Origin of the sequence: Rhodococcus sp. NPDC056743, from assembly GCF_042790355.1 — a bacterium.
GTDB lineage: Bacteria > Actinomycetota > Actinomycetes > Mycobacteriales > Mycobacteriaceae > Rhodococcus_F.
Window position 1 is genome coordinate 387,214 of record NZ_JBHTZI010000008.1, and the last position, 22,483, is coordinate 409,696.

Annotated in this window: 20 protein-coding genes, 1 pseudogene and 1 riboswitch; of the genes and pseudogenes, 9 read left to right on the forward strand and 12 right to left on the reverse strand. The window is 62.6% G+C overall.

Features of this window, described 5'->3' with window-relative positions; all coding sequences use genetic code 11:
• Nucleotides 1-12: 12 nt before the first annotated feature.
• From ACFRFQ_RS20535 to mqo, 8 genes are all read right to left on the reverse strand, one after another.
• Complete coding sequence (locus ACFRFQ_RS20535; RefSeq protein WP_138873101.1) at nt 13-1,524, reverse strand: MFS transporter; 1,512 nt, start codon at nt 1,522-1,524, stop codon at nt 13-15.
• Between the two features lie 11 nt (nt 1,525-1,535).
• Nucleotides 1,536-2,762, reverse strand: coding sequence for a uroporphyrinogen-III C-methyltransferase (gene cobA / locus ACFRFQ_RS20540; RefSeq protein ID WP_378661472.1), 1,227 nt, complete (start codon nt 2,760-2,762; stop codon nt 1,536-1,538).
• Nucleotides 2,759-3,163, reverse strand: a complete 405-nt coding sequence (locus ACFRFQ_RS20545; protein WP_378661475.1) for a cobalamin biosynthesis protein — start codon at nt 3,161-3,163, stop codon at nt 2,759-2,761. The genes cobA and ACFRFQ_RS20545 overlap by 4 nt, the downstream gene beginning before the upstream one ends.
• Complete coding sequence (locus tag ACFRFQ_RS20550) at nt 3,156-4,532, reverse strand: cobyrinate a,c-diamide synthase (RefSeq protein ID WP_378661478.1); 1,377 nt, start codon at nt 4,530-4,532, stop codon at nt 3,156-3,158. The genes ACFRFQ_RS20545 and ACFRFQ_RS20550 overlap by 8 nt, the downstream gene beginning before the upstream one ends.
• Entirely contained in the window at nt 4,526-5,140 is a 615-nt protein-coding gene (gene cobO, locus ACFRFQ_RS20555) for a cob(I)yrinic acid a,c-diamide adenosyltransferase (protein WP_033234930.1), read from the reverse strand. Before cobO ends, ACFRFQ_RS20550 begins: the two co-directional genes overlap by 7 nt.
• A gap of 23 nt (nt 5,141-5,163) precedes the next feature.
• Nucleotides 5,164-7,092 (reverse strand): magnesium chelatase subunit D family protein, encoded by a 1,929-nt coding sequence (locus ACFRFQ_RS20560; RefSeq protein WP_378661611.1) that lies wholly within the window; start codon nt 7,090-7,092, stop codon nt 5,164-5,166.
• A 36-nt stretch (nt 7,093-7,128) separates the two neighbouring features.
• A riboswitch (adenosylcobalamin (AdoCbl) riboswitch) is annotated at nt 7,129-7,275 on the reverse strand.
• Nucleotides 7,276-7,324: 49 nt separating this feature from the next.
• Nucleotides 7,325-7,801: a GNAT family N-acetyltransferase gene (locus tag ACFRFQ_RS20565; RefSeq protein ID WP_138873097.1), complete on the reverse strand. Its 477-nt coding sequence runs from the start codon at nt 7,799-7,801 to the stop codon at nt 7,325-7,327.
• A gap of 11 nt (nt 7,802-7,812) precedes the next feature.
• Nucleotides 7,813-9,351, reverse strand: coding sequence for a malate dehydrogenase (quinone) (mqo, locus tag ACFRFQ_RS20570; protein WP_138873096.1), 1,539 nt, complete (start codon nt 9,349-9,351; stop codon nt 7,813-7,815).
• A gap of 146 nt (nt 9,352-9,497) precedes the next feature.
• On the opposite strand from mqo, the gene ACFRFQ_RS20575 reads away from it, so the two are divergent.
• On the forward strand, nt 9,498-10,529 hold the full coding sequence (locus ACFRFQ_RS20575) for an alpha/beta hydrolase (RefSeq protein WP_378661482.1): 1,032 nt from the start codon (nt 9,498-9,500) through the stop codon (nt 10,527-10,529).
• A complete protein-coding gene (mtr, locus tag ACFRFQ_RS20580; protein ID WP_378661485.1) occupies nt 10,526-11,902 on the forward strand; it encodes a mycothione reductase in 1,377 nt (458 codons plus the stop codon). Before ACFRFQ_RS20575 ends, mtr begins: the two co-directional genes overlap by 4 nt.
• Before the next feature lie 86 nt (nt 11,903-11,988).
• Here mtr and ACFRFQ_RS20585 read toward each other — a convergent pair whose 3' ends face one another.
• From ACFRFQ_RS20585 to ACFRFQ_RS20600, 4 genes are all read right to left on the reverse strand, one after another.
• Nucleotides 11,989-12,534, reverse strand: coding sequence for an alpha/beta fold hydrolase (locus ACFRFQ_RS20585; protein WP_045067266.1), 546 nt, complete (start codon nt 12,532-12,534; stop codon nt 11,989-11,991).
• Between the two features lie 92 nt (nt 12,535-12,626).
• Entirely contained in the window at nt 12,627-13,607 is a 981-nt protein-coding gene (locus ACFRFQ_RS20590; RefSeq protein ID WP_378661488.1) for a linear amide C-N hydrolase, read from the reverse strand.
• Between the two features lie 26 nt (nt 13,608-13,633).
• Nucleotides 13,634-15,541, reverse strand: coding sequence for an alkyl/aryl-sulfatase (locus ACFRFQ_RS20595; protein WP_378661491.1), 1,908 nt, complete (start codon nt 15,539-15,541; stop codon nt 13,634-13,636).
• Between the two features lie 109 nt (nt 15,542-15,650).
• Nucleotides 15,651-17,057 (reverse strand): MFS transporter, encoded by a 1,407-nt coding sequence (locus ACFRFQ_RS20600; protein ID WP_378661494.1) that lies wholly within the window; start codon nt 17,055-17,057, stop codon nt 15,651-15,653.
• A 112-nt stretch (nt 17,058-17,169) separates the two neighbouring features.
• Here ACFRFQ_RS20600 and ACFRFQ_RS20605 point away from each other — a divergent pair, with 112 nt between their 5' ends.
• From ACFRFQ_RS20605 to ACFRFQ_RS20635, 7 genes and pseudogenes are all read left to right on the forward strand, one after another.
• A complete protein-coding gene (locus ACFRFQ_RS20605; protein ID WP_378661614.1) occupies nt 17,170-17,757 on the forward strand; it encodes a helix-turn-helix domain-containing protein in 588 nt (195 codons plus the stop codon).
• Nucleotides 17,758-17,897: 140 nt separating this feature from the next.
• Nucleotides 17,898-19,703: an alkyl/aryl-sulfatase gene (locus ACFRFQ_RS20610; protein WP_378661496.1), complete on the forward strand. Its 1,806-nt coding sequence runs from the start codon at nt 17,898-17,900 to the stop codon at nt 19,701-19,703.
• Between the two features lie 192 nt (nt 19,704-19,895).
• Entirely contained in the window at nt 19,896-20,372 is a 477-nt protein-coding gene (locus ACFRFQ_RS20615; protein WP_378661499.1) for a polyketide cyclase, read from the forward strand.
• A 223-nt stretch (nt 20,373-20,595) separates the two neighbouring features.
• A pseudogene (locus ACFRFQ_RS20620) lies at nt 20,596-20,709 on the forward strand (DUF2510 domain-containing protein); the annotation flags it as partial.
• Between the two features lie 45 nt (nt 20,710-20,754).
• A complete protein-coding gene (locus tag ACFRFQ_RS20625) occupies nt 20,755-21,375 on the forward strand; it encodes an LppP/LprE family lipoprotein (RefSeq protein WP_378661617.1) in 621 nt (206 codons plus the stop codon).
• Between the two features lie 55 nt (nt 21,376-21,430).
• Nucleotides 21,431-21,616 carry a hypothetical protein gene (locus ACFRFQ_RS20630; protein WP_378661502.1) on the forward strand — a complete coding sequence of 62 codons (186 nt, stop codon included), beginning with the start codon at nt 21,431-21,433 and terminating at the stop codon, nt 21,614-21,616.
• Nucleotides 21,617-21,780: 164 nt separating this feature from the next.
• Nucleotides 21,781-22,464, forward strand: a complete 684-nt coding sequence (locus ACFRFQ_RS20635; RefSeq protein WP_378661504.1) for a GAP family protein — start codon at nt 21,781-21,783, stop codon at nt 22,462-22,464.
• Nucleotides 22,465-22,483: the final 19 nt, after the last annotated feature.

Here is a 22,483-nt window from a genome sequence, read left to right on the forward strand (position 1 = left end):
AAACAGGGCTGATCAGCTGATTCCCTGAGCTGCCTTCTCCGCAGCCTGCGCCTGGGCAACCTGGGCGGGGGTGAATCTGATGCACACGGCCGCAATGCCGGCGAGAACCGCGCAGATCGCGCAGCCGACAAGAGCAAAGGTGTATCCCTCGCCGAGGGCGATCAACTGGGTCGGATTCATATCGGCTGCCTTACCCGAAATGCCGCCGAGCGAGAGAGTTTTCGACGTCGCCATCGCGCCGATGACCGACAGCGCGAGCGGGCCGCCGAGCGTCTGCGCAACTTGGGAGATGGCCGTCAACGGGCCGATCTCCGTCTCGGGAACGCCGGCGATCGCGCACAGCGGCAGCGGCACCATCGCCAGTCCGATACCGAATCCGATGCCGATGACGGGGACAAAAAGATTGGCAAGGTACGTGGAACTGGAGTCGAGGGTGGAGCCGTAGAGAAGTCCGACGATCATGATCAGCACACCGGTCAGCACGAGCCACCGGGGTTGAACACGCACCGCCAGCTTCGACGCGACCGTTGCTGCCGCGCCCAAACCGATGGCAAACGGGATGAACGCCAAACCTGCGCGCAGCGGCGAGTACTCCATGATGTCCTGCACGAAGAGCGCAACAAACGCAGTCATGCTGAACATCGCGCCACCGACGAAGAAGATCGCCAGGAAGGTCGCAACGCGGTTCCGGTCGGCGAACAACGAGAACGGGAGCAACGGATTCCGGGCGGTGCGTTCCACGAACAGAAACGCTCCGAGAGCGATCAGTCCGGCAACCAACGCACCGATAACGGCGACGCTCCCCCATCCCATTTCCGGGCCTTCGGTCAATGCAAAAACAATTCCGGTGCAGCCGAGCGTGGCAAGAATCGCGCCGGGCACATCCAGAGCGAGTCGAGTCTGCGTTGTTTCGCGCAATGCTCGAAATGCCATACCGACGAGCACGATTCCGATCGGAACGTTGATGAGGAAGATCAATCGCCAGGACACCTCGGTGAGCGCACCACCGATGATCAGTCCGGCGATCGATCCGACGCCCGTCATCGCGGCAAAAATTGCGATGGCCTGATTCCTCGCCGGTCCGGCCGCAAACGTCGTGGCAACGAGGGCAAAGGCCGTCGGCGATGCGACGGCCGCACCAACTCCTTGCAGCGCCCGCGCCGCGATCAGCATGCCCTCGTTGAGCGCCAGACCGCACAGCAGCGACGCGACGGTGAACAGCGAAACGCCCGCGATGAACATCTTCTTGCGGCCGTACGCGTCACCGAGTCGGCCACCGAGCAACATGAGCCCGCCGAACGCCAGGGCATACGACGTCAGCACCCAGTTTCGGCCGCTGTCACTGAGCCCGAGATCAGCTTGCAGTGGCGCGAGCGCAAGGTTGGCGACGGTGCCGTCGAGCACCACCATCATCTGCAAACCGCTCAGGACGATAATGGCGAGTCCGATGACTCGGGTCGCTACCGGAGCATTGACCGCTGGGGCCGCGGACTGAGCGGTTTCAGATTTTGGGGAATCAGACACAAGACTTCACGTTACCCAGCGTTGACGGAAAAGCCCGCCACCGGTCCGATCACGATGATCGCCGGAGGCTTGATCTCTTCGTCCTTGACGCGCTGAGCAACTGTCGCCAGATCCGCCCGCACCTCACGTTGCGTACGCAGTGTGCCTTCCTGGATCACAGTGACCGGAGTGCTCGCGGCGCGCCCACCTTCGATGAGTGCAGCCGCGAACTGATCAATGCGTTCGACCGCCATGAGCAGCACGATCGTGCCGCGCAGCTTCGCCAAAGCCGACCAGTCGACCAGCGAATCCGGATGATCGGGAGCAACGTGCCCACTCACGACGACAAACTCGTGGGTGACGCCGCGGTGCGTGACGGGAATACCGGCCGCCGACGGCACGGAAATCGCGCTCGTGATTCCGGGCACTACCGTCACCGGCACACCCGCTGCGGCACATGCCTCGAGTTCTTCGTAGCCGCGGCCGAAGACGTAGGGGTCGCCGCCCTTGAGCCGCACGACAAACTTTCCGGCCTTCGCGTTGTCGATCAGCGCGGCGTTGATGGCTTCCTGTGCCATCGCCCGGCCGTACGGAATCTTCGCGGCGTCGATGACCTCGACGTCGGGTCCGAGCTCGGCCAGCAACTCCGGCGGCGCCAGGCGATCGGCAACAACAACGTCGGCGCGGGCCAGCAATCGTCGACCGCGCACGGTGATCAGATCCGGGTCGCCGGGGCCACCGCCGACCAGTGCCACGCCGGGCGCTGCCGGTTCGGCTGTATCCGCGAGGACACCGGACTGCAGTCCTTCGACCACGGCGGTACGGACGGCTGCCGAACGACGATGATCGCCGCCGGCCAGGATGCCGATGCTCATACCGTCGTACTCGGCGCTGGCGGGTGTGACGGCGGTGCCGTACTTGGCGTTGTCGGCGCGCACACAGAAGATGCGACGATGCTCGGCCTCCGCGACGATTGCCGCGTTGGTCTCCGGCTCGTCGGTCGACGCGATGGCGTACCAGGCGCCCTCGAGGTCACCGTCCTGGTACGGACGCAGCTCGACTGTGATCTGCCCCGCCGTTGCCATGCCCTCGACTGCCGGCGTGACCTCACGACTGATCACGTGAACTGCTGCGCCCGACGCGACCAGCAGGCCGAGGCGGCGCTGAGCGACCGTCCCGCCGCCGAATACGACAACGCGTCGATCGGTCAGGTTGAGTCCGACCAGGTAGTTGGTCTCGTCTGCGGTGGGCTCGCTCACTCGCACTCCATTTCATCGTCGATCTCTGTGCTCGCTGGGGGAACTTTACTGGCCACGGCGACGGTCACCGCACCGGTCGAGGTCTTACCCACCGCCAGAGGTCCATGACCGGATGCCAGGATCGCTGCCGCCTCGGCAACGCTGGCGGTACCCACAGCCTTTTGGACGCGCGATGACGGTGACGGCACGGGCACGGCTGCAAGCTCTTCCGAGGTGTACGTCGTGACGTGGACTGCCAGGATCTTCGCGGCATCGATCAGCGCCGGGGCGCAGGCTTTCCGGGCGGAAGTAGCAAGACCAACGACGGTCGAGTTCTGCGGCGCGGCGCCTCGCACGGCGTCGACGATCTCGGCAGTGGTGGTCGACGTCGTGAACCCGACGCCGACATATACCTCAGGCACGAGCAGCCTCGACAAAGGTGGCAATCGAACTCGGCCGGCCGGCCGGATGCGTGTGGAGATACGACGCGTGAACTCCGCCGCGAACAAATCCCTCGCGCACTGCGCCGCCGTCCCACGGTCGCCAACCCCACGCGCTCGCGCATCCGTCGGCGTCGGCACTGACGAGAGAGGTGCGGTGAAATTCGTGTCCGGCGACACGCGAACCCGCCTCGAAAAGGCTCGAGTCAGTCAACGCCACCGCTTCGCGATAGCCGAGTGTGAGTCGTTTACCGAAAACCGCGTCGACGCCGACAACTCCGGCCATCGCATGACCGTCGAGGCTGCGGGCGAGGTAGAGCAGTCCGGCGCACTCGGCGTGGATGGGCGCACCGCCGTCAGCCAATTCTCGTACTTGCGCCAGCAGAGCAGTGTTCGACGCCAGGTCGACAGCGTGCTCCTCCGGAAATCCGCCGGGAAGTACCAAAGCGGCTGTACCGGAGGGCAATTCGTCGCGCAGCGGATCGAACACCTGAACGTCCGCGCCGGCGGCGGCGAGAAGCTCACGATGTTCGGCGTAGCCGAAAGTGAAGGCCGGTCCGCCCGCCATCGCCACCACAGGCCGCGAGCCGGGACGCTCCCCCACTTCCTGCACCGGATTCCACGCAGGTGCAACAACATTCGATGTGGCTAGAGCGCGCACGGAGCTGAGGTCGACGTGAGTTGCGATCAACTCCGACATCGCGTCCACCGCGGCGACTGCCGAGGTGCCGTGCTCGGCGGCCGGGATCAACCCCAGGTGACGTGACGGCACCTCCAACTCGGCCAGGCGCGGCACAACTCCGAGTACCGGTATCCCGACCTTGTCGCACGCGTGGCGCAGAACCTGCTCGTGCCGGGCACTGCCGACGCGGTTGAGGATGACGCCGCCGATCCGCACGCTCGAGTCGTAGGTGGCAAATCCGTGCAACACAGCGGCCAGGCTCTGGCTGTGGCCGCGGGCGTCGATCACCAGGACGACCGGTGCGCCCAGAACCGCGGCCACCTGCGCCGTCGACCCTTCCGCCGATGCTTGCGCGTTGGCTTCGTCGATCTTGCCGTCGAACAGACCCATGACGCCTTCGACCACGGCGATATCGCAGTCGGCGGTGCCGTGCTGATAGAGCGGGGCGATGCGTTCTTCGCCGACTAGGACCGTGTCGAGATTGCGTCCTGGCCTTCCCGCCGCGAGTCCGTGATAGCCGGGGTCGATGTAATCCGGGCCCACCTTGAACGGTGCCACACTGCTACCGGAGCGCCGGAGCGCACCGATCAGTCCCGTTGCCACCGTGGTCTTTCCGCTACCCGATGCGGGTGCGGCGATAACTACGGCCGGCGTGGACGAACTCACCATTCGATGCCTCGCTGGCCCTTTCGGCCGGCGTCCATCGGGTGCTTGATCTTGGTCATCTCGGTCACCAGGTCGGCTGCGTCGATCAACGCCTGCGGCGCGTCACGCCCGGTGATCACCACATGCTGATTTCCCGGTCGATCGCGCAAGGTCTGCACAACCTCGTCGACGTCGACCCATCCCCACTTGAGCGGGTAGGTGAACTCGTCGAGGACGTAGAAGCGGTGCGTTTCGTCGGCGAGGCGTCTGGCGATTTCCTGCCATCCCTCCGCTGCTGCAGCGGCGTGATCTTCTTCGCTGCCGGCCTTACGAGTCCAGGACCAGCCCTCTCCCATCTTGTGCCACTGCACCGGGCCGCCGACACCACTCTCGTCGTGCAGGTTTCCGAGTGCGCGGAACGCGGCTTCTTCGCCGACCTTCCACTTTGCGCTCTTCACGAACTGGAAGACGCCGATGTCGAATCCCTGGTTCCAGGCGCGAAGTGCCATCCCGAACGCGGCGGTGGACTTGCCCTTGCCCGGTCCGGTGTGGACGGCAAGCACCGGTGCGTTACGACGCTGGCGTGTGGTCAAGCCGTCGTCGGGAACAGTATCGGGAACGCCTTTAGGCATGGTGATCTCCTGACATGAAAACGTTAGGCTGCGGCGCGGACGACACCCGCGACCTGCTGCGCTGACAATTCGGCAAGACGGACGCATCCGCCTCGTAGTTCTCGGGCCAATTCTGCGGCCAATCCCAAACGGACAAGCCCGGTTTCGCAGTCCACCACGATCGAGGCAACCGATGCGTCGGCAAGCAGGTGCGCGGCGACACGCGCGCGGTGCAGCGCGTCCTTGCCGCCGGTGGCACGGCCGTCGGTCAACGCAACCATGAGTGCGCGGCGCTGCGGATCCCGGAGCCGTTCGCGCAGAATCACCTCACGGGCACGCAAGAACCCTTCTGCGAGTGGCGATTTGCCACCGGTTCGCATGGATTGCAACCGGCGAACCGCGATGTCCACGGATGACGTCGGCGGCAGAACCAGTTCGGCTTCGCGGCCCCGGACGGTGATGACGGCTACCTTGTCGCGGCGCTGATAGGCGTCGCGGAGCAGCGAGACCACGGCGCCGGTCACCGCGGACAGTCGGTCGCGCGCAGCCATGGACCCCGACGCGTCCACCACGAACACGATCAAGTTTCCTTCGCGCCCTTCACGAATGGCGCCGCGCAGATCGTCCGGCGCCAATCGCAGACGGCCCGCCGTGCGGCCACGCGCAACCTGCGATTCCGCAGCGGCAAACACTGTGCTCGTCAGGTGCAGACCGTGCCCGCGATCGGTGGTCGACCGCACGACGCGTCCACGTGACGACGTGGATCGTGACCGCCGGCCGGGCGCACCTTCTCCGACGCCGGGAACTTCGAGAAGTTTGGCCTTGAACTGGCTGCTCGGCGGGGCGGACGGCCGATCGGTGGCGCGCACTCCCCCACCCGGACCGTCCGGATCATCCTGAGGCCCTTCATCATCCGGGCCCCCGTCATCCGGGCCCCCGTCATCCGGGCCCCCGTCTTCGGGTTCGCCGCCCTCGGGTTCACCGCTGCCTGATTCGGGCTCAGGATTCTCGGGCGGTTCCGGCTCGCCGGCCCGAGCATCCTCGTCGGCCCGGTCCATCGCGTCGTCGAGTTGCTGCTGATCGAGGCCCGGCTCGTCGAAGGGATCGCGTCGACGGCGATGTGGCAGAGTCAATTCCGCCGCGACTCGTACGTCTTCCTCGGTGACCTCGGTCCCACCACGCCACGCAGCATGAGCGGTAGCCGTACGGGCGAGAACAAGATCGGCGCGCATACCGTCGACGTCGAAGGACGCGCACAACGACGCAATCCGTCGCAGTTCTCGGTTGCTCAGCTCCACGTCATCCAGTCGGGTACGCGCAGAAAGGATTTCGGCGGCCAATTCCTGATCGGCGGGGGCGTAGCGGTCGGCAAACGCCTGCGGATCGCGTTCGTAGTCGAGGCGTCGGCGCACTACCTCCATCCGCACATCCACGTCGCGAGATGCGGACACGTCCACCGCAAGACCAAAACGATCCAGAAGCTGTGGACGCAGTTCTCCCTCTTCGGGATTCATCGTTCCGACGAGGACGAACTTCGCGGCATGTGAGTGCGAAATCCCGTCCCGCTCGACATGCACTCGACCCATCGCAGCTGCGTCGAGAAGAACGTCCACCAGATGATCGTGGAGAAGGTTCACCTCGTCGACGTACAGAACACCCTGATGCGCTGCGGCCAGCAGTCCGGGCTGGAAGGCGCGCTCACCGTCGCGCAATACCTTTTCGAGGTCGATCGAGCCGATGACACGGTCTTCCGTTGCCCCGACGGGCAGTTCGACCAGTCTGGCGGGACGTGTCGCACCGGCGTCGTCGACGGCCGGTAGCAAAGCCGTCAAGGCGCGCACGACGGTCGATTTTGCCGTGCCCTTTTCGCCGCGAACCAGCACGCCACCGATTCCGGGGTGTACCGCGCAGAGGAACAACGCCAACCGCAGTTGGTCCTGGCCCACCACCGCGCTGAACGGGAACCCCGCCACCGCCGCCTGATCGTCTTCTACCCGCACGTCGACATCCCTCCACCTCTCGGTTTCCTCGCCGAGAACTTGGCTTCATCCGAATGTCGCGGCAATCTGGCTGAGATCTCGAGAGATCTTTACAGTGGCGGGACCGCACCTGAATCGAACAGGACTTCCCCGCGAGCATTCGGTATCGAAAAAACCCTAGTCGGCCCACAATTGCGTGAGCCGACTGGGTCGCGCATCGAACGATTCAGCTGGCCAGCACGAACGGCTCGCCGCCACCGCGGCGCATCGGGGTGTGCGGAATACCGTCCTCGACAAACTCTTCGCCGTCAGCCTTGAATCCGTGCTTGCTGTACATGTCGACCAGATAGGTCTGGGCATTGATGCGGCACGGCGCCTCGCCCACTTCTGCCAGTGCAGCTTGCAGCAATCGCGTCGTATGACCCTGTCCGCGTGCTGCATGGGACGTGCAGAGTCGACCGATGCGGAAGCTCTTCTTGCCGTCGTCGTGCTCTTCGAGGAGGCGGAGTGTGCACACCACTTCGCCGTCCTGCTCCAGCCAGAAATGGCGGGTTTCCGTCAGCAGGTCCCGCCCGTCCAACTCGGGGTACGGGCAGGCCTGCTCGACGACAAATACTTCTACCCGAAGCTTCAACAACTCGTAGAAAGTCTTGTTGTCGAGGTCGAGTGCCCATGAACGCTTCAATGCTGCTGTTGCCGTCATGGGTGCGACTATCACACAGTTGCAGCGGTTTCCGCGACCGGAAGGGAAACAGTTGATGACGCGGAATCGAGCTCGAGCACCTTCGAGGACCAATCCCAGACCTGGTTGAAAAGTCCCTCGTTGTCGGTGAGCTTGACGCCGATGGACGGAACCATCTCGCGCAGCTTGCCCTTCCAGCCCTGGAATTCGGTCGGGAAGCAGCGCTCGAGGACGTCGAGCATCGCGGGAACAGCCGTCGACGCGCCGGGAGAGGCACCGAGCAGTCCGGCGATCGATCCGTCCTCGGCAGCCACGACAGCGGTACCGAATTCGAGGACGCCGCCCTTGCCCTTGGCCCGGCGAATCACCTGGACGCGCTGACCTGCGGTGATGAGCTCCCAGTCTTTGGTCTCGGCCTTGGGCGCAAATTCACGCAAATCCCAGATACGCCCGGTTTCACTCTTGGTGAGCTCGCTGACCAGGTACTTGACCAGGCCGAGTTCGCTGACGCCGACGCCGAGCATCGAGAGGATGTTGTTGGGCTTGACCGAACCGGGCAGGTCCGTGACGCGACCCTGCTTGAGGAACTTCGGTGACCAGCCGGCGTACGGTCCGAACAGCAGGCCCGGCTTGTTGCCGATGACACGCGTGTCGAGGTGCGGAACCGACATGGGAGGAGCGCCGACGGCGGCTTTGCCGTAGACCTTGGCGCTGTGCTGGTCGATCAGGTCGGGGTTGGTGCACCGCAGGAACGCGCCGCTGACGGGGAATCCGCCGAAGCCCTTGGCTTCCTTGATACCCGACTTCTGCAGCAGATGCAGAGCGCCACCACCGGCACCGACGAAGACGAATCGTGAACGCACGACGCGCTTTTCACCGGTGCGACGGTTGGTGACCTTCACGGTCCACGTCTTGTCGGAGTTCTGGGTGAGGTTGGTGACCTCGTGACCGAAGTACATGTTGCCGCCGGTCTTGCCGATGTAGCCGACGAGCTGCTTGGTGAGCGCTCCGAAGTCGACGTCGGTGCCGTCCTGGCTCCAGTTGAGGGCGATGGGATCCGAGAAGTCGCGGCCCTTTGCCATCAGCGGCAGGCGCTTGGTGAACTCGGCCGGATCGTCGATGTACTCCATGCCGCGGAAGAGCGGGTGGCCGGCAAGTGCGTCGTAGCGAGCACGCAAGTACTTGGCGTTGGCCTCGCCGTGAACGAAGCTCACGTGCGCGATGGGGTTGATGAATTCCTTGGGCTGCGTCAACACACCCTGCTCGACAGCGTGTGCCCAGAACTGACGGGACACCTGGAACTGCTCGTTGACGTTGACGGCCTTCTTGATGTCGACCGTGCCGTCCGAGTTCTCGGGGGTGTAATTGAGCTCACAGAGCGCGGAGTGACCGGTTCCCGCGTTATTCCACGGGTCGCTGCTCTCGGCTGCGACGGCGTCGAGCCTCTCGAAGGTCGAAATCGACCAGTCGGGCTGCAACTGGCGCAACAACGCACCAAGCGTGGCACTCATGATGCCCGCACCCACGAGCACTACATCCGTCTTCGTCTCTACCGCGTTCTGATTCGACACTGGAGAATCGACTTCCTTGTCATTAGCCGTGCGCGCATCCGCCTGCTGTGTTACGCCGAATAGGTTACCTGGGCGTAAGTGCGCCGTTTACCACCCCCAATTGTGCTCTACAACGCCGTCCGGAAACGACGATTAGATTGTGATCTGTGACTACATGGGTTCCAGACGTCCTCGGAGACGGATATCAGCAGCTGACCATTCCTCTCGGAACCGATCCGGACGGTGAGGGTGAGGTAGACGCCACACTCGTCCGCTATCAGCCGCCTGGCGAGGCCGTCCGGGCGAACCGCGCAGTTCTGTACGTACATGGGTTCACCGATTACTTCTTCCAGAAACATCTTGCCGAGCACTTTGCCGAGCAGGGTTACGCCTTCTTCGCGCTGGATCTGCGCAAGTGCGGGCGTTCGCTGAAACCGGGCCACACCGCGCACTATGTGTCGGATCTCGCACTGTACGACGCCGAGCTCAACGAGGCCCTGCGCATCGTGAACTCCGAAACCGACGGCAGCGAGCTCCTCCTGATGGCGCATTCGACCGGCGGACTCATCGTTCCCCTGTGGCTGGACCGACTCCAGCGCAAGCCGGGCGGCAGCTCCGGGCACGGCATCGCCGGCCTGGTGCTCAACAGCCCGTGGTTCGACTTGCAGGGTCCGTCGGTGGTTCGCAGTGTCGGCACCGCGGCCATCGACGCGTTGGGACGGGTGTCCGCGAAGACCGTCATTCCTGGCACGGGCCTGCCGACCTACGGCTCGAGTCTCCATGTCTCCGCCAACGGCGAGTGGGACTACAACCTCGATTGGAAGCCGCTCGAAGGGTGCCCGGTCACGTTCGGGTGGATGCGTGCCGTGCGCGGTGGGCACGCGCAACTGCACCGTGGCCTGGACATCGGCGTCCCCGCACTGATCCTGCGTTCGAAGAAATCGGAGTTCGCCAAGGCGTATCACCCCGGCGTCGACCTGGCAGATTCCGTCCTGGATGTGAAGCAGATCGCACGATGGGCCGGTTGCCTCGGTGACCGGACTACCATCGTTCCCATCGACGGCGCGCGCCACGACGTCTTCCTCTCGACCCAGAAGCCGTTGGCCACAGCCTTTTCCGAACTCGATCAGTGGTTGGAGTGGCTCGAACGCCACCTGACCGAAGACGCAGACACCACCACACAGGAGAACGCGCAGTGACGCATTACGACCTTGCCATCATCGGAAGCGGCTCCGGGAATTCGTTGCCCGACGAGCGGTTCGACGGCAAGAAAATCGCCATCCTCGAGGAAGGCATATTCGGCGGCACGTGCCTCAACGTCGGATGCATCCCGACCAAGATGTTCGTCTACGCGGCTGAGGTCGCCAACACGATCTCGCATGCCGAGAAATTCGGCGTCGACGCCACCCTGGACGGCGTTCGCTGGTCCGACATCGTCAAGCGCGTCTTCGGCCGAATCGATCCCATCTCCGCGGGCGGCGAACGCTACCGCAGCGAGGACAGCCCCAACACCACCGTCTACCGCGGCCACGCCACCTTCACCGGCCCGAAGACCATCGACACCGGAACCGGCGAGACCATCACGGCCGACCAGGTTGTGATTGCCGCCGGTTCACGCCCGATCATTCCCGCGGAAGTCGCCGCGAGCGGTGTGAAGTACTACACCAACGAAGACATCATGCGTCTGCCGGAACTCCCCGAGCACCTGGTCATCCTCGGATCCGGGTTCATCGCCACCGAGTTTGCACATGTGTTCTCCGCGTTGGGTTCTCGCGTCTCGATCATCGGCCGCAGCGGCCGCCTGCTTCGTCACCTCGACGACGAGATCTCGGAGCGCTTCACCGAACTCGCAGTCAAGAAGTGGGACGTGCACCTCGGGTCACCCGTGCGCTCCGTGCGCAACGAAGACGAGAACGTCGCCGTCGAACTGGCAAACGGCACAGTTGTTTCCGGTGACGTTCTGTTGGTCGCCGTGGGCCGCAAGCCCAACGGAGATCTCCTCGACCTCGACAACGCCGGCATCGAACTCGACGACAACGGTTCCGTCGTCGTCGACGAGTACCAGCGCACCACAGCGGAGGGCGTCTTCGCGCTCGGCGACGTCTCCTCCCCCTATCAGCTCAAGCACGTGGCCAACCACGAAGCGCGCGTCGTTCAGCACAACCTGCTCCAGGACGCGTGGAACGACACTTCGGGGCTGCGAGCCACCGATCACCGGTTCGTCCCGGCTGCAGTGTTCACCGATCCGCAGATCGCCGATGTCGGAATGACGGAGAAGCAGGCGCGGGATGCCGGACTCGACATCACTGTCAAGGTCCAGGCTTACGGCGACGTCGCCTACGGCTGGGCGATGGAGGATCAGGAAGGTCTGTGCAAGGTCATCGCGGAGCGCGGCACCGGTCGTCTTCTGGGCGCTCACGTCATGGGAACCCAGGCCCCGACTGTCATCCAGCCACTCATCCAGGCCATGAGTTTCGGGTTGTCCGCTCAGGACATGGCCCGCGGACAGTACTGGATCCACCCGGCACTGGCCGAGGTAGTCGAGAACGCGTTGCTCGGACTCGACATCTAGTCATGCTCGACATCTGAGAATCTGGTCAACGCACGAAGGCGGGCACTCCCACTGTGGAGTGCCCGCCTTCTTCTTATGTCAGATGTTCACCAGGGACTGGTACGGAGCACGATCTCGGTAGCGAGTTCGGCCGGAGCCGACTTCACGATGTCGTCGACTCCTGGCACTTCAGCCACCCGGAAGTCGGAGTACACAAACCGTCCGCTGGCATCGGCAATCGCCCGGCCGGCACTGCCGACCACGATGGTTGTCGGCACCTCCACCGGCGGAACCCCGGCAATATCGGCGGCAGACGGATGACCACGATCCACCGAAATCAAGCTCGCGAAGCGCCCGAACTGACGCGCAGCCAACAGCCACGCCAGGTCAGCACCTTCCCGATGCCCCACCAGGTTCACCCAGGCGATGTTCAGCTCGTCCAGCAGAACCACTGCCGTCTTCTCGTCGAGATTCTCGATCGATTCGACGGCCACCGTACGCAAATCCGAATTGTGCAGTCGTTCACACACTTTGTCGTACACGTCGACGGGGTCGCCCTTGCCCGGAAGAAGGAGGACCGCGTGCTTACTGACCGGTCCGTCGATCCGAACGGTGCACGACCCCTTGCCCACCGCTACTCGAGTCAGTTCCATGAAAGGAAACGGTACGCGATCCGATCAGCGCGTTGGCGTGCAGCGGACCGAATACGACAACTCGCACGTGGTTGTGGCGACGTGTCCATCCCTTACAAACCCGCAAAAGTGAATGCTTCGGCCGGTTTGAACTGATCCGAGCAATCACCCGAGTAGACGACGCTCTCGTTCGGCCCGAGGTCGAGCTTGCGGACCGTTGATCCCTCGCTCAGATCGATCGACGCCACATTCACCCAGAAGGTGTTCGGTGTCATCGCCGACTCGAAGAAGTAGAGTCCGCGCTTGTGATCGACCACCGTGCGCCACCGGGTCGACGAGATGTTCGGCTCGTCGGGAGTCGAAATACCCAGGGGCACAGACACGTTCCGGATGACGCTGAACGTCGCGGCCAACGCGGTGCGCGGGTCGTCTGTCTTCGGGACTGCGTCGACGTAGAACGAGGCGCGGGCGAAGCGATCCGCAGCGCGATTGGTACCGGGCAACATGACGGTGCCGTTGATCTGCTTCCAGTACTCGTTGACGGCGAGCTGTTTGTCGAAGACCGGAGAATTGGTCATCACCTGGTACTCACGACTGTGGTGAATTGTCGCTCGGCCACCGATGTACTCGATGATCGCACTGTCACCGCTCGCGTCCGAGAGGGACATGTGCAGTGTTGCCAGGCGGTCTTCGCCGGGAACAGCTGCGGTCACAATGGTGAAGGGTTCCGTCGCCAACACATCGATTGCTTCCTGAACAGTCGCGCAGCGATCCAGCACGTACTGCGCCCACGCCGCGATGGACAATCCGGGGGTAGATCCGTCGTATGCCGGGTACTCGGATTCGACCAACCACAAGAGATTGGCAGAGAGTCCCGCCTCGTTGACCCCGTCGGTCGTGCACATGTCGTAGGCGGTGGCGACAACACTGCCGTACGTCGACGTCCATTGAATCGAGTTCGGACCTGCACATCCCGCACGGGTCATGCCACGCGGGAATGCCCAGAGGTTTGTTCCGAGGTCGACTTTCCAATCCATCGACCGGGCAGTGATCACAGTGTCGTTGGGGCCCAGGTAAACCAATCGTGTGCACATCGAAAAGCTATCCCTTCGTATTCGGACTACGGCGTGACGATATTGAAGCTGGGATCGAAGGTATCCATCAACCCTCCCAGCGTCTTCAAGGCCGAATCGTCGCCGTCCAGCGAGATCTTTCCTGCCCTCGCCAACTCCGGCGCAGCACCTGGTTGCAGAAGTGCACCGATCAGCGCAGCTTTCGGACCGGTCACCGTCAGCTGCGTATTCGGCGCCGCTCCCCGCCTGGCATTGAGCACGCCACGCTTGACCCAGACCGTCCAGGTTTCGTTGTCGTGATCGGTGAAGACAAAATCGATGCGGAGATCGACGTCAGCCGCCTTGTCTCCGATGAGATGTATTGCGACGAAGTCGAAGAGAATGTCGATGGGCATCGCGAGGACACTGTCCTGGCTCGCGGTGATGTACGGCGGGGGTTGCGAACCTTCACGCAATTCCAGGGCTGCCGAGAGGTAGATTCCGCGCCACTGCGGCCCTTCCGCTTGATACCCCATCTGCTCGTACACGTCGGCCTGGAGATTCTTCGCCTCGGTGTTCTCCGGTTGCGCGAACACCAACTTGTGCAGGATCTCAGCAGCCCAGCGGTAGTCCCCCGCACCGAAAGCCCGCTTGCCCTCGTCCAGAATCTTCTGTGCGCCAAGGAGATCGACGAACCGCCTGGCTGACTCCACCGGTGGATGCGGATGCAGCGACACCGGATCGCCGTCCCACATTCCCAGTTCCTTGGTGTACACGGCGCGCACGTCGTGGTGCAGAGTTCCGTGGTATCCGCGGTTGTACCACTTGCGTCCGAGTTCGTCCGGCAGTTCGATCACCTCGGCAGCTTCGAGCGGCGTGTACCCCTTGTTCGCCAGCCGAAGCGCCTGATCGTGAATGTACTTGTAAGTGTCCCTTTGAGATTCGATGAACGGCACCAGATTCTCGTTGCCCCACACCGGCCAGGTGTGCGGACCGTAGTGGACAGTCGCTGCGTCTCCCCACCGTTCGAGGGTCTCGTCCAGATAGCGAGCAAAGTTCCGAGCATCGCGCGTACGCGCACCACGCAACGTCTGAATGTTGTGGAGCGAGTGGTTGGCGTTCTCGGCACACGTCAGTGCCGCGAGTTCCGGAATCCAGATATGCATTTCCTCCGGAGCCTCGGTATCGGGGGCATAGAGGAACTCGAATTCCAGGCCGGCGATCTCACGTTTCGTTCCGGTCTCGGTAATGCTGTCCGTAGGCGAAATATACGAGACCAGTGGACCTTTTGTGCTGATGGTGCCGATGCCGCACGTGACCATCCCTTTGGCATTCAGGTCCAGCAATCCACCGAATGCGTAGAAGGACCGTCTGGCCATGGCATTTCCCGCGACCACATTTTCACCGATTGCAAACTTGTCGAACGACGCGATCGTGCCCGGCGCGATGATCGGAACCTTTCCCGACGTCACGTCGTCGAGGTCGACGATCCCTTTGACGCCGCCGTAGTGGTCGATATGGGTGTGCGTGTAAATGATTGCGGCAACCGGCTTGTCGCTGACGTGCTCGCGAATCATCTTCATGCCTTGGCGTGCCGATTCGACCCCGGCCATGCAGTCGATGACGATCAGGCCTTCGTCACCTTCGACGACCGTCAAGTTGGCGAGGTCGTTGTTTCGCACCTGATAGAGGCGATCCGTGATCTGGTAGAGCCCGCCGCGGCGCATCAACTGGCCTTGTCGCCACAGGCTCGGATTGACTGTTTCCGGCGCCGGAACGTCATCACCGAGGTATGCCATTGCCTCGGGATCGAAGACCGTGTGTCCGTCATCGGCGACCACCTTGCCCGGTAACGGGGCGATCAAGCCACGGTCCACGTCCGCAAAATCCTGCCGGTCATCCATGGCATACCGCTCGACGGCCTCACGATTCACCGTCGCAGTGATCGGTGTTGCGTCCTTAGGTGTCTGGCACATGGCACTCCCCGCTCGGCTACGTCGATCAGATACACCATCATCTGTATCGGGTGGGCACACACTTGGAATCACCCGCGCAGGGTGAAGCTCGTACGACGACTCGACGCGGTTATCGCTCGATTTCCTCGGAATTCCGAGACGCCAAGGCGATTACCAGGACCGCGAGCCCACATCCGACAACCAGAATCCATCCCGGCCTCGACGCCTGTGCGACATCTGCCGACGCACTTCCGCCGATTATGCCGCCGGCGAGGGCCACACCGAGAGCGGCGCCGAATTGGCGTGCGCTGGAGGTGATTCCACCGGCAAGCCCGGCCTGCGATCGTGGCAGTCCGTTGACGGCGGTGTTGGTGATGGGGGCGTTCGAGAATCCGAATCCGATACCGAGGAACAGGTAAGCGACCAACAGCATCGGAATGCCCGTGTTGTTGTCGAGCGGGACCAGGCACAGCCCGCCGAGCGTCGTGAAGCTACCGGCGATCAACAGCGGCCGCCGCGGGCCGAAGCGGCCGACGAGTATTCCGGACAGCGGTGCGCAGACAGTTGCCGCGACAGCCATCGGAAGAGTGATCGCGCCGGCCAGGGCCGGACTCATACCGCGGGAGTGTTGGAGGTAGAACGTGCCGAGCAGCAGCGTTGCGTTCAATGCTACGAACACCACGACAGCTCCGATCACGGCCGACGAGAACGGTTTGCGGCGAAACAGTGCGAGATCCATCAGTGGCTCGCGCCTTCGTGATTCGACTCTGATGAATGCGGCTAGCGCCATCGCGACGATGACGTATCCCACCGTCGCTGCGGCGGAGAACCATCCGATGCGTGGGCCCTCGATCAGTAGGGCAACCGCACCGCCGACCAGTACCACCAGCAGCAACTGACCGGGAAGATCGAGACGTCGCGACTGTTGCGCGCGGGACTCCGGTACAAAAACAGCAGTCAAGACCAGCACGGCCAGGATCACCGGCACGTTGATCCAGAAAACCGATCGCCAGCCGAAACTTTCGATGAGCACCCCGCCGACGATCGGCCCCACCGCCATGCTCAGGCCGAAGACCGCGGCCCACACCCCGATCGCCTTGGCGCGCTCCTTCGGGTCGGTCATCACGTTGACCACGATCGCCAGGGCGACCGGGCTGAGCATCGACCCGCCGACGCCTTGGGCAATCCGTGCCGCGATCAGCACCCCCACGGACGGAGCGAGTGCGCAGGCAATCGACGCCACCCCGAAAACGACGAGCCCGATCTGAAAGACCCGTCTCCTGCCGAATCGGTCGGCCACCGCTCCCGACGAGATCAGCAAACTCGCCAGAACGAGGGTGTACGCGTTGACGACCCATTCGAGACCGCGGGTTCCGACGCTAAATCCCTCCCCGATCGTCGGAAGAGCCACGTTGACGATGGTCGTGTCCAAACCGACGACGAACAGGCTCGTGCAGCAGATCGCCAGGACTCCCCATCGCCGCCCGGCATCAAGTCCGATGACGTGCGGTTCGTCGATTCCGCTCGAAGGTTTCATGGTCGGACTCCATCTCTCGAAGTGCTCAGCCGTGCTCGGCTGTCGGAAGGATCGTCGCCCGCCGGCGTCCGAACTCGATAGAAAACTTGCAGAAACTGCAAAGATGGGCGACATGGATGCTGAATTCGAGCAGTTGATCACCGATATCGGGCCAAGGCTGCGCACGCTTCGACGCGATCGCGGATTGACGCTCGAGGAGCTGTCCGAGGCCACCGGTATCTCCGTCAGCGCACTCTCACGCCTCGAGGCGGGTAAGCGTCGTCCCACCCTCGATCTGCTGTTGCCGCTCGCCCGAGCTCATCGGGTCGCGCTGGACCAACTCGTCGGCGCTCCCGCCACCGGCGATCCCCGGGTCCACCTCACCCCGAGCCGACGCAAGAACGGTAGTGCTGTCGTTCCGCTGACGCGCTATCCCGGGCGCGTACAGGTGTTCAAGCAGGTGATCGGACCGCGTCCACCGAAACTCGTCACCCACGCCGGGTACGAGTGGCTCTACGTGCTCGCCGGGAATCTGCGTCTCATTCTGGGTGCGAACGAGGTTGTCCTGCGCCCCGGTGAAGTCGCGGAGTTCGACACTGCCGAGCCCCATTGGTTCGGGCCTGCCGATGACTACGTGGTGGAGATCCTGCATCTGTTCGGCCCGCAAGGCGAAAAGGCGCATGTGCGCACCCATGCGAAACCGATTGCGGCGCAGAACTAGCACGTCGGACGGAGGTGAGTGCGGGCCGATCTCCCCGAGAAGCCACCGAGTTCACCCGACACGGATGATGCGCCGAGCCGTGCGGGCTTCCACGATGGGACGACCGAGTCGTTGACTTTTCCGAGGGAGCTGAAACCGATATGGCGCTGGATTATTCCGATCGCACGGATTTCGACAATGCCGAGCGGGGCTTCATCGCCACGCTCGAACCGCTCACCATCAAGAACGCCGACGGACGGATCATTTTCGACCTGTCCGGCTACAGCTATCTCGACGAGCCGTGCCCGGAAACGGTTCATCCGAGCCTGTTCCGTCAGGCTCAGCTCTGTGTCAAGAACGGACTCTTCGAGGTCACGGACGGGATCTATCAGATCCGCGGATTCGATATTTCCAACATGACCCTCGTCGAGAGCGACAACGGTGTCATCGTGATCGACCCGATGATCTCCGCCGAGTGCGCCGCCGCCGGTCTTGCACTCTACCGCGAACATCGTGGCGATCGGCCGGTCACCGGTTTGATCTATACCCATTCGCACGCAGATCATTTCGGCGGCGTGATGGGAGTTCTCCCCGATGGTGCCGGCGATGTGCCGATCATCGCGCCCGAGGGATTCCTCGAACATGCGGTATCCGAGAACGTCTATGCGGGAACCGCAATGAACCGTCGCGCGAACTACCAATACGGCAACACATTGGGTGTCGGGCCTGAGGGCCAGGCCAGTCTCGGGCTGGGTATCCAGACATCCGGCGGATCGGTAGGCCTGATCCCCCCGACCGTCGACGTCACGCATACCGGGCAGGAAGAAACCGTCGACGGAGTGCGGATCGTCTTCCAGATCACTCCAGGTACCGAGGCACCGTCCGAGATGAACTTCCACTTTCCCGACAGCCGCGCATTGTGTGTCGCCGAGAACGCCACGCACAACCTGCACAACATCCTCACGCTTCGAGGCGCATTGGTCAGAGATCCACGCATCTGGTCCCACTACCTCGACGAGGCTGTCGAATTGTTCGCACCGGATTCCGATGTGGTGTTCGCGTCACACCATTGGCCCACGTGGGGTTCGGAGAACATCGTGCAGTTCCTGACCGAGCAACGGGACATGTACGCGTATCTGCACGATCAGACTTTGCGAATGGTCAACATCGGACTCACCGGAGGTGAGATCGCCGAGGAGTTCACGCTCCCCCCATCGCTCGACGATGCCTGGCATATCCGCGGGTACTACGGATCGGTCAGCCATAACGTCAAGGCGATCTACCAGCGCTACATGGGCTGGTTCGACGGTCATCCCAGTTCACTCTGGCAGCACCCGCCGGAGCAATTGGCCGCTCGCTACGTCGACGTAATCGGCGGTGTTCCTGCAGTTCTCGACAAGGCACGCGGCTACAGCGACGCAGGTGACACCCGGTTCGCGGCCGAACTGCTCAAGCACGCGGTATTTGCCGAACCCGACAACACCGAAGCAAGAAACGCTCTCGCGGATCTCTACACCACTCTCGCCTACGGTGCAGAGAATCCGACCTGGCGCGGCTTCTATCTCACCGGCGCCAAGGAACTCCGCGGCGAAATCACCCCGCCGCCTATCGATCTCGGTACCGGTATGGCCGCGGCACTGACAGTGGAACAGCTCTTCGACACCCTTGCCATTCGCGTCAACGGACCCCGGGCCGGGGGTGAAAAGCTATGCATCGAATGGGTTTTCACCGACCTCGACACGAAGGTCCGGATGACCCTGTCCAACGGAGCACTGATCCAAACACCCAACCCCCGCACCAAGGCAACCGCCGATCTGACCCTCACACTCACCAAAGCGCAACTACTCGGGTTACTTGCCGGGAGTGGGCTGGACGGAGTCGAACATTCCGGTGATCCTGCGACGCTTGAGCGCCTCCTCGGACTCCTCGACAAACCTGATCCAGCCTTTGCAATTGTGACTCCCTGACCGAGCATTCGAGGGAGTTCGCCCGTAAAAGCCGCCTTCGTTGCGCCGTGCGAGAAGAATGCTTACTGGTCTCGCACACAACGCAATTGCTGCGACTTCGTCGCGTCCACCAACGCTGATCTAGCCGGCCGTGCGGCCGCCTAGATCAGCGGGTCGTCACTTAATTGCGGGATATCTGGGAGCATCGCATACATGACTGCTGAGCGAATTGAAGTTCAACGCACCATCCGCGCCGACCCAGCATCGATTTTCGCGGTGCTCTGCGACCCACAGGGACACGTCGCCATCGATGGTTCAGGAATGTTGATGGATGCGGACGGAGATGTCGTAACAGCTGCGGGTGACAGTTTTGTCGTACACATGGATCGTGAAGCTCTCGGTGACCTTCCGATGGGCGAGTACGACGTGACAGTGACAATCAAGACGTTGGTGCCTGAACGCGAAATCGCCTGGACCATCTTGGGAACAATTCGACCGCCGATCGGGCACGTCTACGGCTATCGGATAGAACCCACCGACAGCGGATCCCTCGTCACCTCGTATTACGACTGGTCTGAGATCGCCCCAGCCTGGCGTGAGTCCGGGATCTTTCCGGTCATCGCCGAGGGATCGTTGAAATCGACCCTCGGCATCCTCGCTCGCACCGTACGCCGAGGATATCCCCGCTGACTGACCACGTTCATCGTGGCGGCCAAGAGTGAATGTTACGTTCCGGCTTCCATTATCGTGATCGCCCTGATGCGCAGAACGGCACGGACAGTACTGCGATTGGGCAATTCAGCTGTCCGTCAAAGATCTCGCAGTGATGGAGCGAGGAGACACGCCGGCCTTTCCGATATCGGCGAATTCAAACCCTCCACGGACCCGATGATCGCCCGGTTACTCTTCCTTCATGACAAATCCAGGCGGCCCACACAGTACCCCAGCTGGTTGGTATGCAGACGAAGCCGCTGGCGTGTTGCGCTACTGGGACGGGCAGAAATGGACTGACGCAACACAACCCATTTCACCCGCCTCAGATCCACCAAGTCCGAGGAAACGGAAGGCTCCGGTGAAGGCGATCGCCGCCGCAGCCACTGGTGTGGCGGTGCTCGCAGTCGCAGGAGCCGCGATCTACGTCAATCGTTCGACGAGTGATGAAGACCAATGGATGGCAACCACGTCGACTTCGGCCGCAACCAGCGTGCCGACATCGTCGACAGCGGTGGTTCCGCTTGCCCCACGCAGCACAGCTACCCCGAGTTCGATTGCATCCAGCTCAACCGAACCTGTCGATAACGCGTGCGGTCCTACTGAATCGGAAGCATTGACAGAGGCTCTGTCTCAACTTCCTGACGAGTCGACCACCAACCGAAGCTGGTCACCGCGCTCCATCGGCAGCAACTTCGATCCCTGCGCAGACCTCTCCACCATCCTCGTGACGATCGAGGGAGCAACCGGGAGCTCACCCATGCAAGCATTGATGTTCCATCGCGGAGAGTATTTGGGGACAGGAACATTGGATGCTCGCGGCTTCACCAGCATCGACTACCCAGCATCCACAGAAGACATGGTGGTGCTCACGTATCGGACCGGGCAAAGCTGCACAGCCTGCGATGACGGAGTGACAACATCCGTCCGATTCCAATGGGACGGCCAAGCAGTCCAGATGCTGGACTCGCCGCCGCCGTAAGTTGGTGAAGCGTCGCCACTACTCATTCATCGTCACCCCGAATTAGGCAGTCATCATGAATTACGAACATGAGCCCACACCCGGCCCAGGCGTCTGGATCGGAGCCGGCGCACTTTGCGTCGTCGGCGGTCTATCGCTGGTGTGGGCGCAGATTTCGACCGTAATCGGCCTCCTCGTCGCCGTCGCAGGTCTGGCGACACTTGCAGGTGGAATGTGGTACGCGGTGAGGCGTCGAGACTGAATCTGCGACTACGACAAGGCATCGCGTGGATCCATCGGTACACCGAATTCCTCTCGAGCAAACGAGGCCTTGCCGCAGCCTTCCACTAGCACAGGTATATCGGGCTATGTTGGGGTCGGTACTGGCTCCATCGAAACCTGCTTCATCGGTAGGCTGACCGCGTCATGCAGCCACTACTTCTTTCAGCACTCGCAGGTCTGGCATTCCTCGATTCACTCGACGTCCTGCTAGTCGGAATCACAACCGCAGTGATCTATGACAGCCGACTGAAAAGACGTTCCCCATTACCCGGTGGGTTGAGTTTCCTCGGCGGTGTTTTCGCAGCAACAACAGCTTTCGGCATCTGCACCGTCATCGGAATCAACTTCATAGCCGAACTTGTCGACTTCGAACTGACACCCGCCGTTCGATATTGGGGCGGGATGGTGCTCGGCTTGGTGCTGATTGCCCTCGCATGTATGCCCGCAACCACGTCGACGACCTCGACGCGATGGGCAGAACCGATCCGTCGCCGCCCGTGGATACTCGGCTTCATCGGACTGGCAATAGGCCTTGTCCAAGCACCGACGGCGATTCCTTACCTTGCCGCATTGGCGATGCTCTCGGCTCACGATCCCCCGCTGACAGCGTGGCCGTTGATTGTCGTGATCTATTGCGTGCTCGCGCTTCTACCGCCGCTTCTCATCCTGGGCCTGTCTCTGAGGCGAACAGTCAGAGCCCGGCGCGCATACCGGCGGATCGTTCGAGTGCTCGCCCGCTACGGTCCCGCTTCTGTGCGGGTCCTCTTTGTGACCATAGGTTTGATACTGGTCGTTGACGCGCTGATCCACTACAACGATCTTTGGTAGCCCGGAGACGCCGATGGCC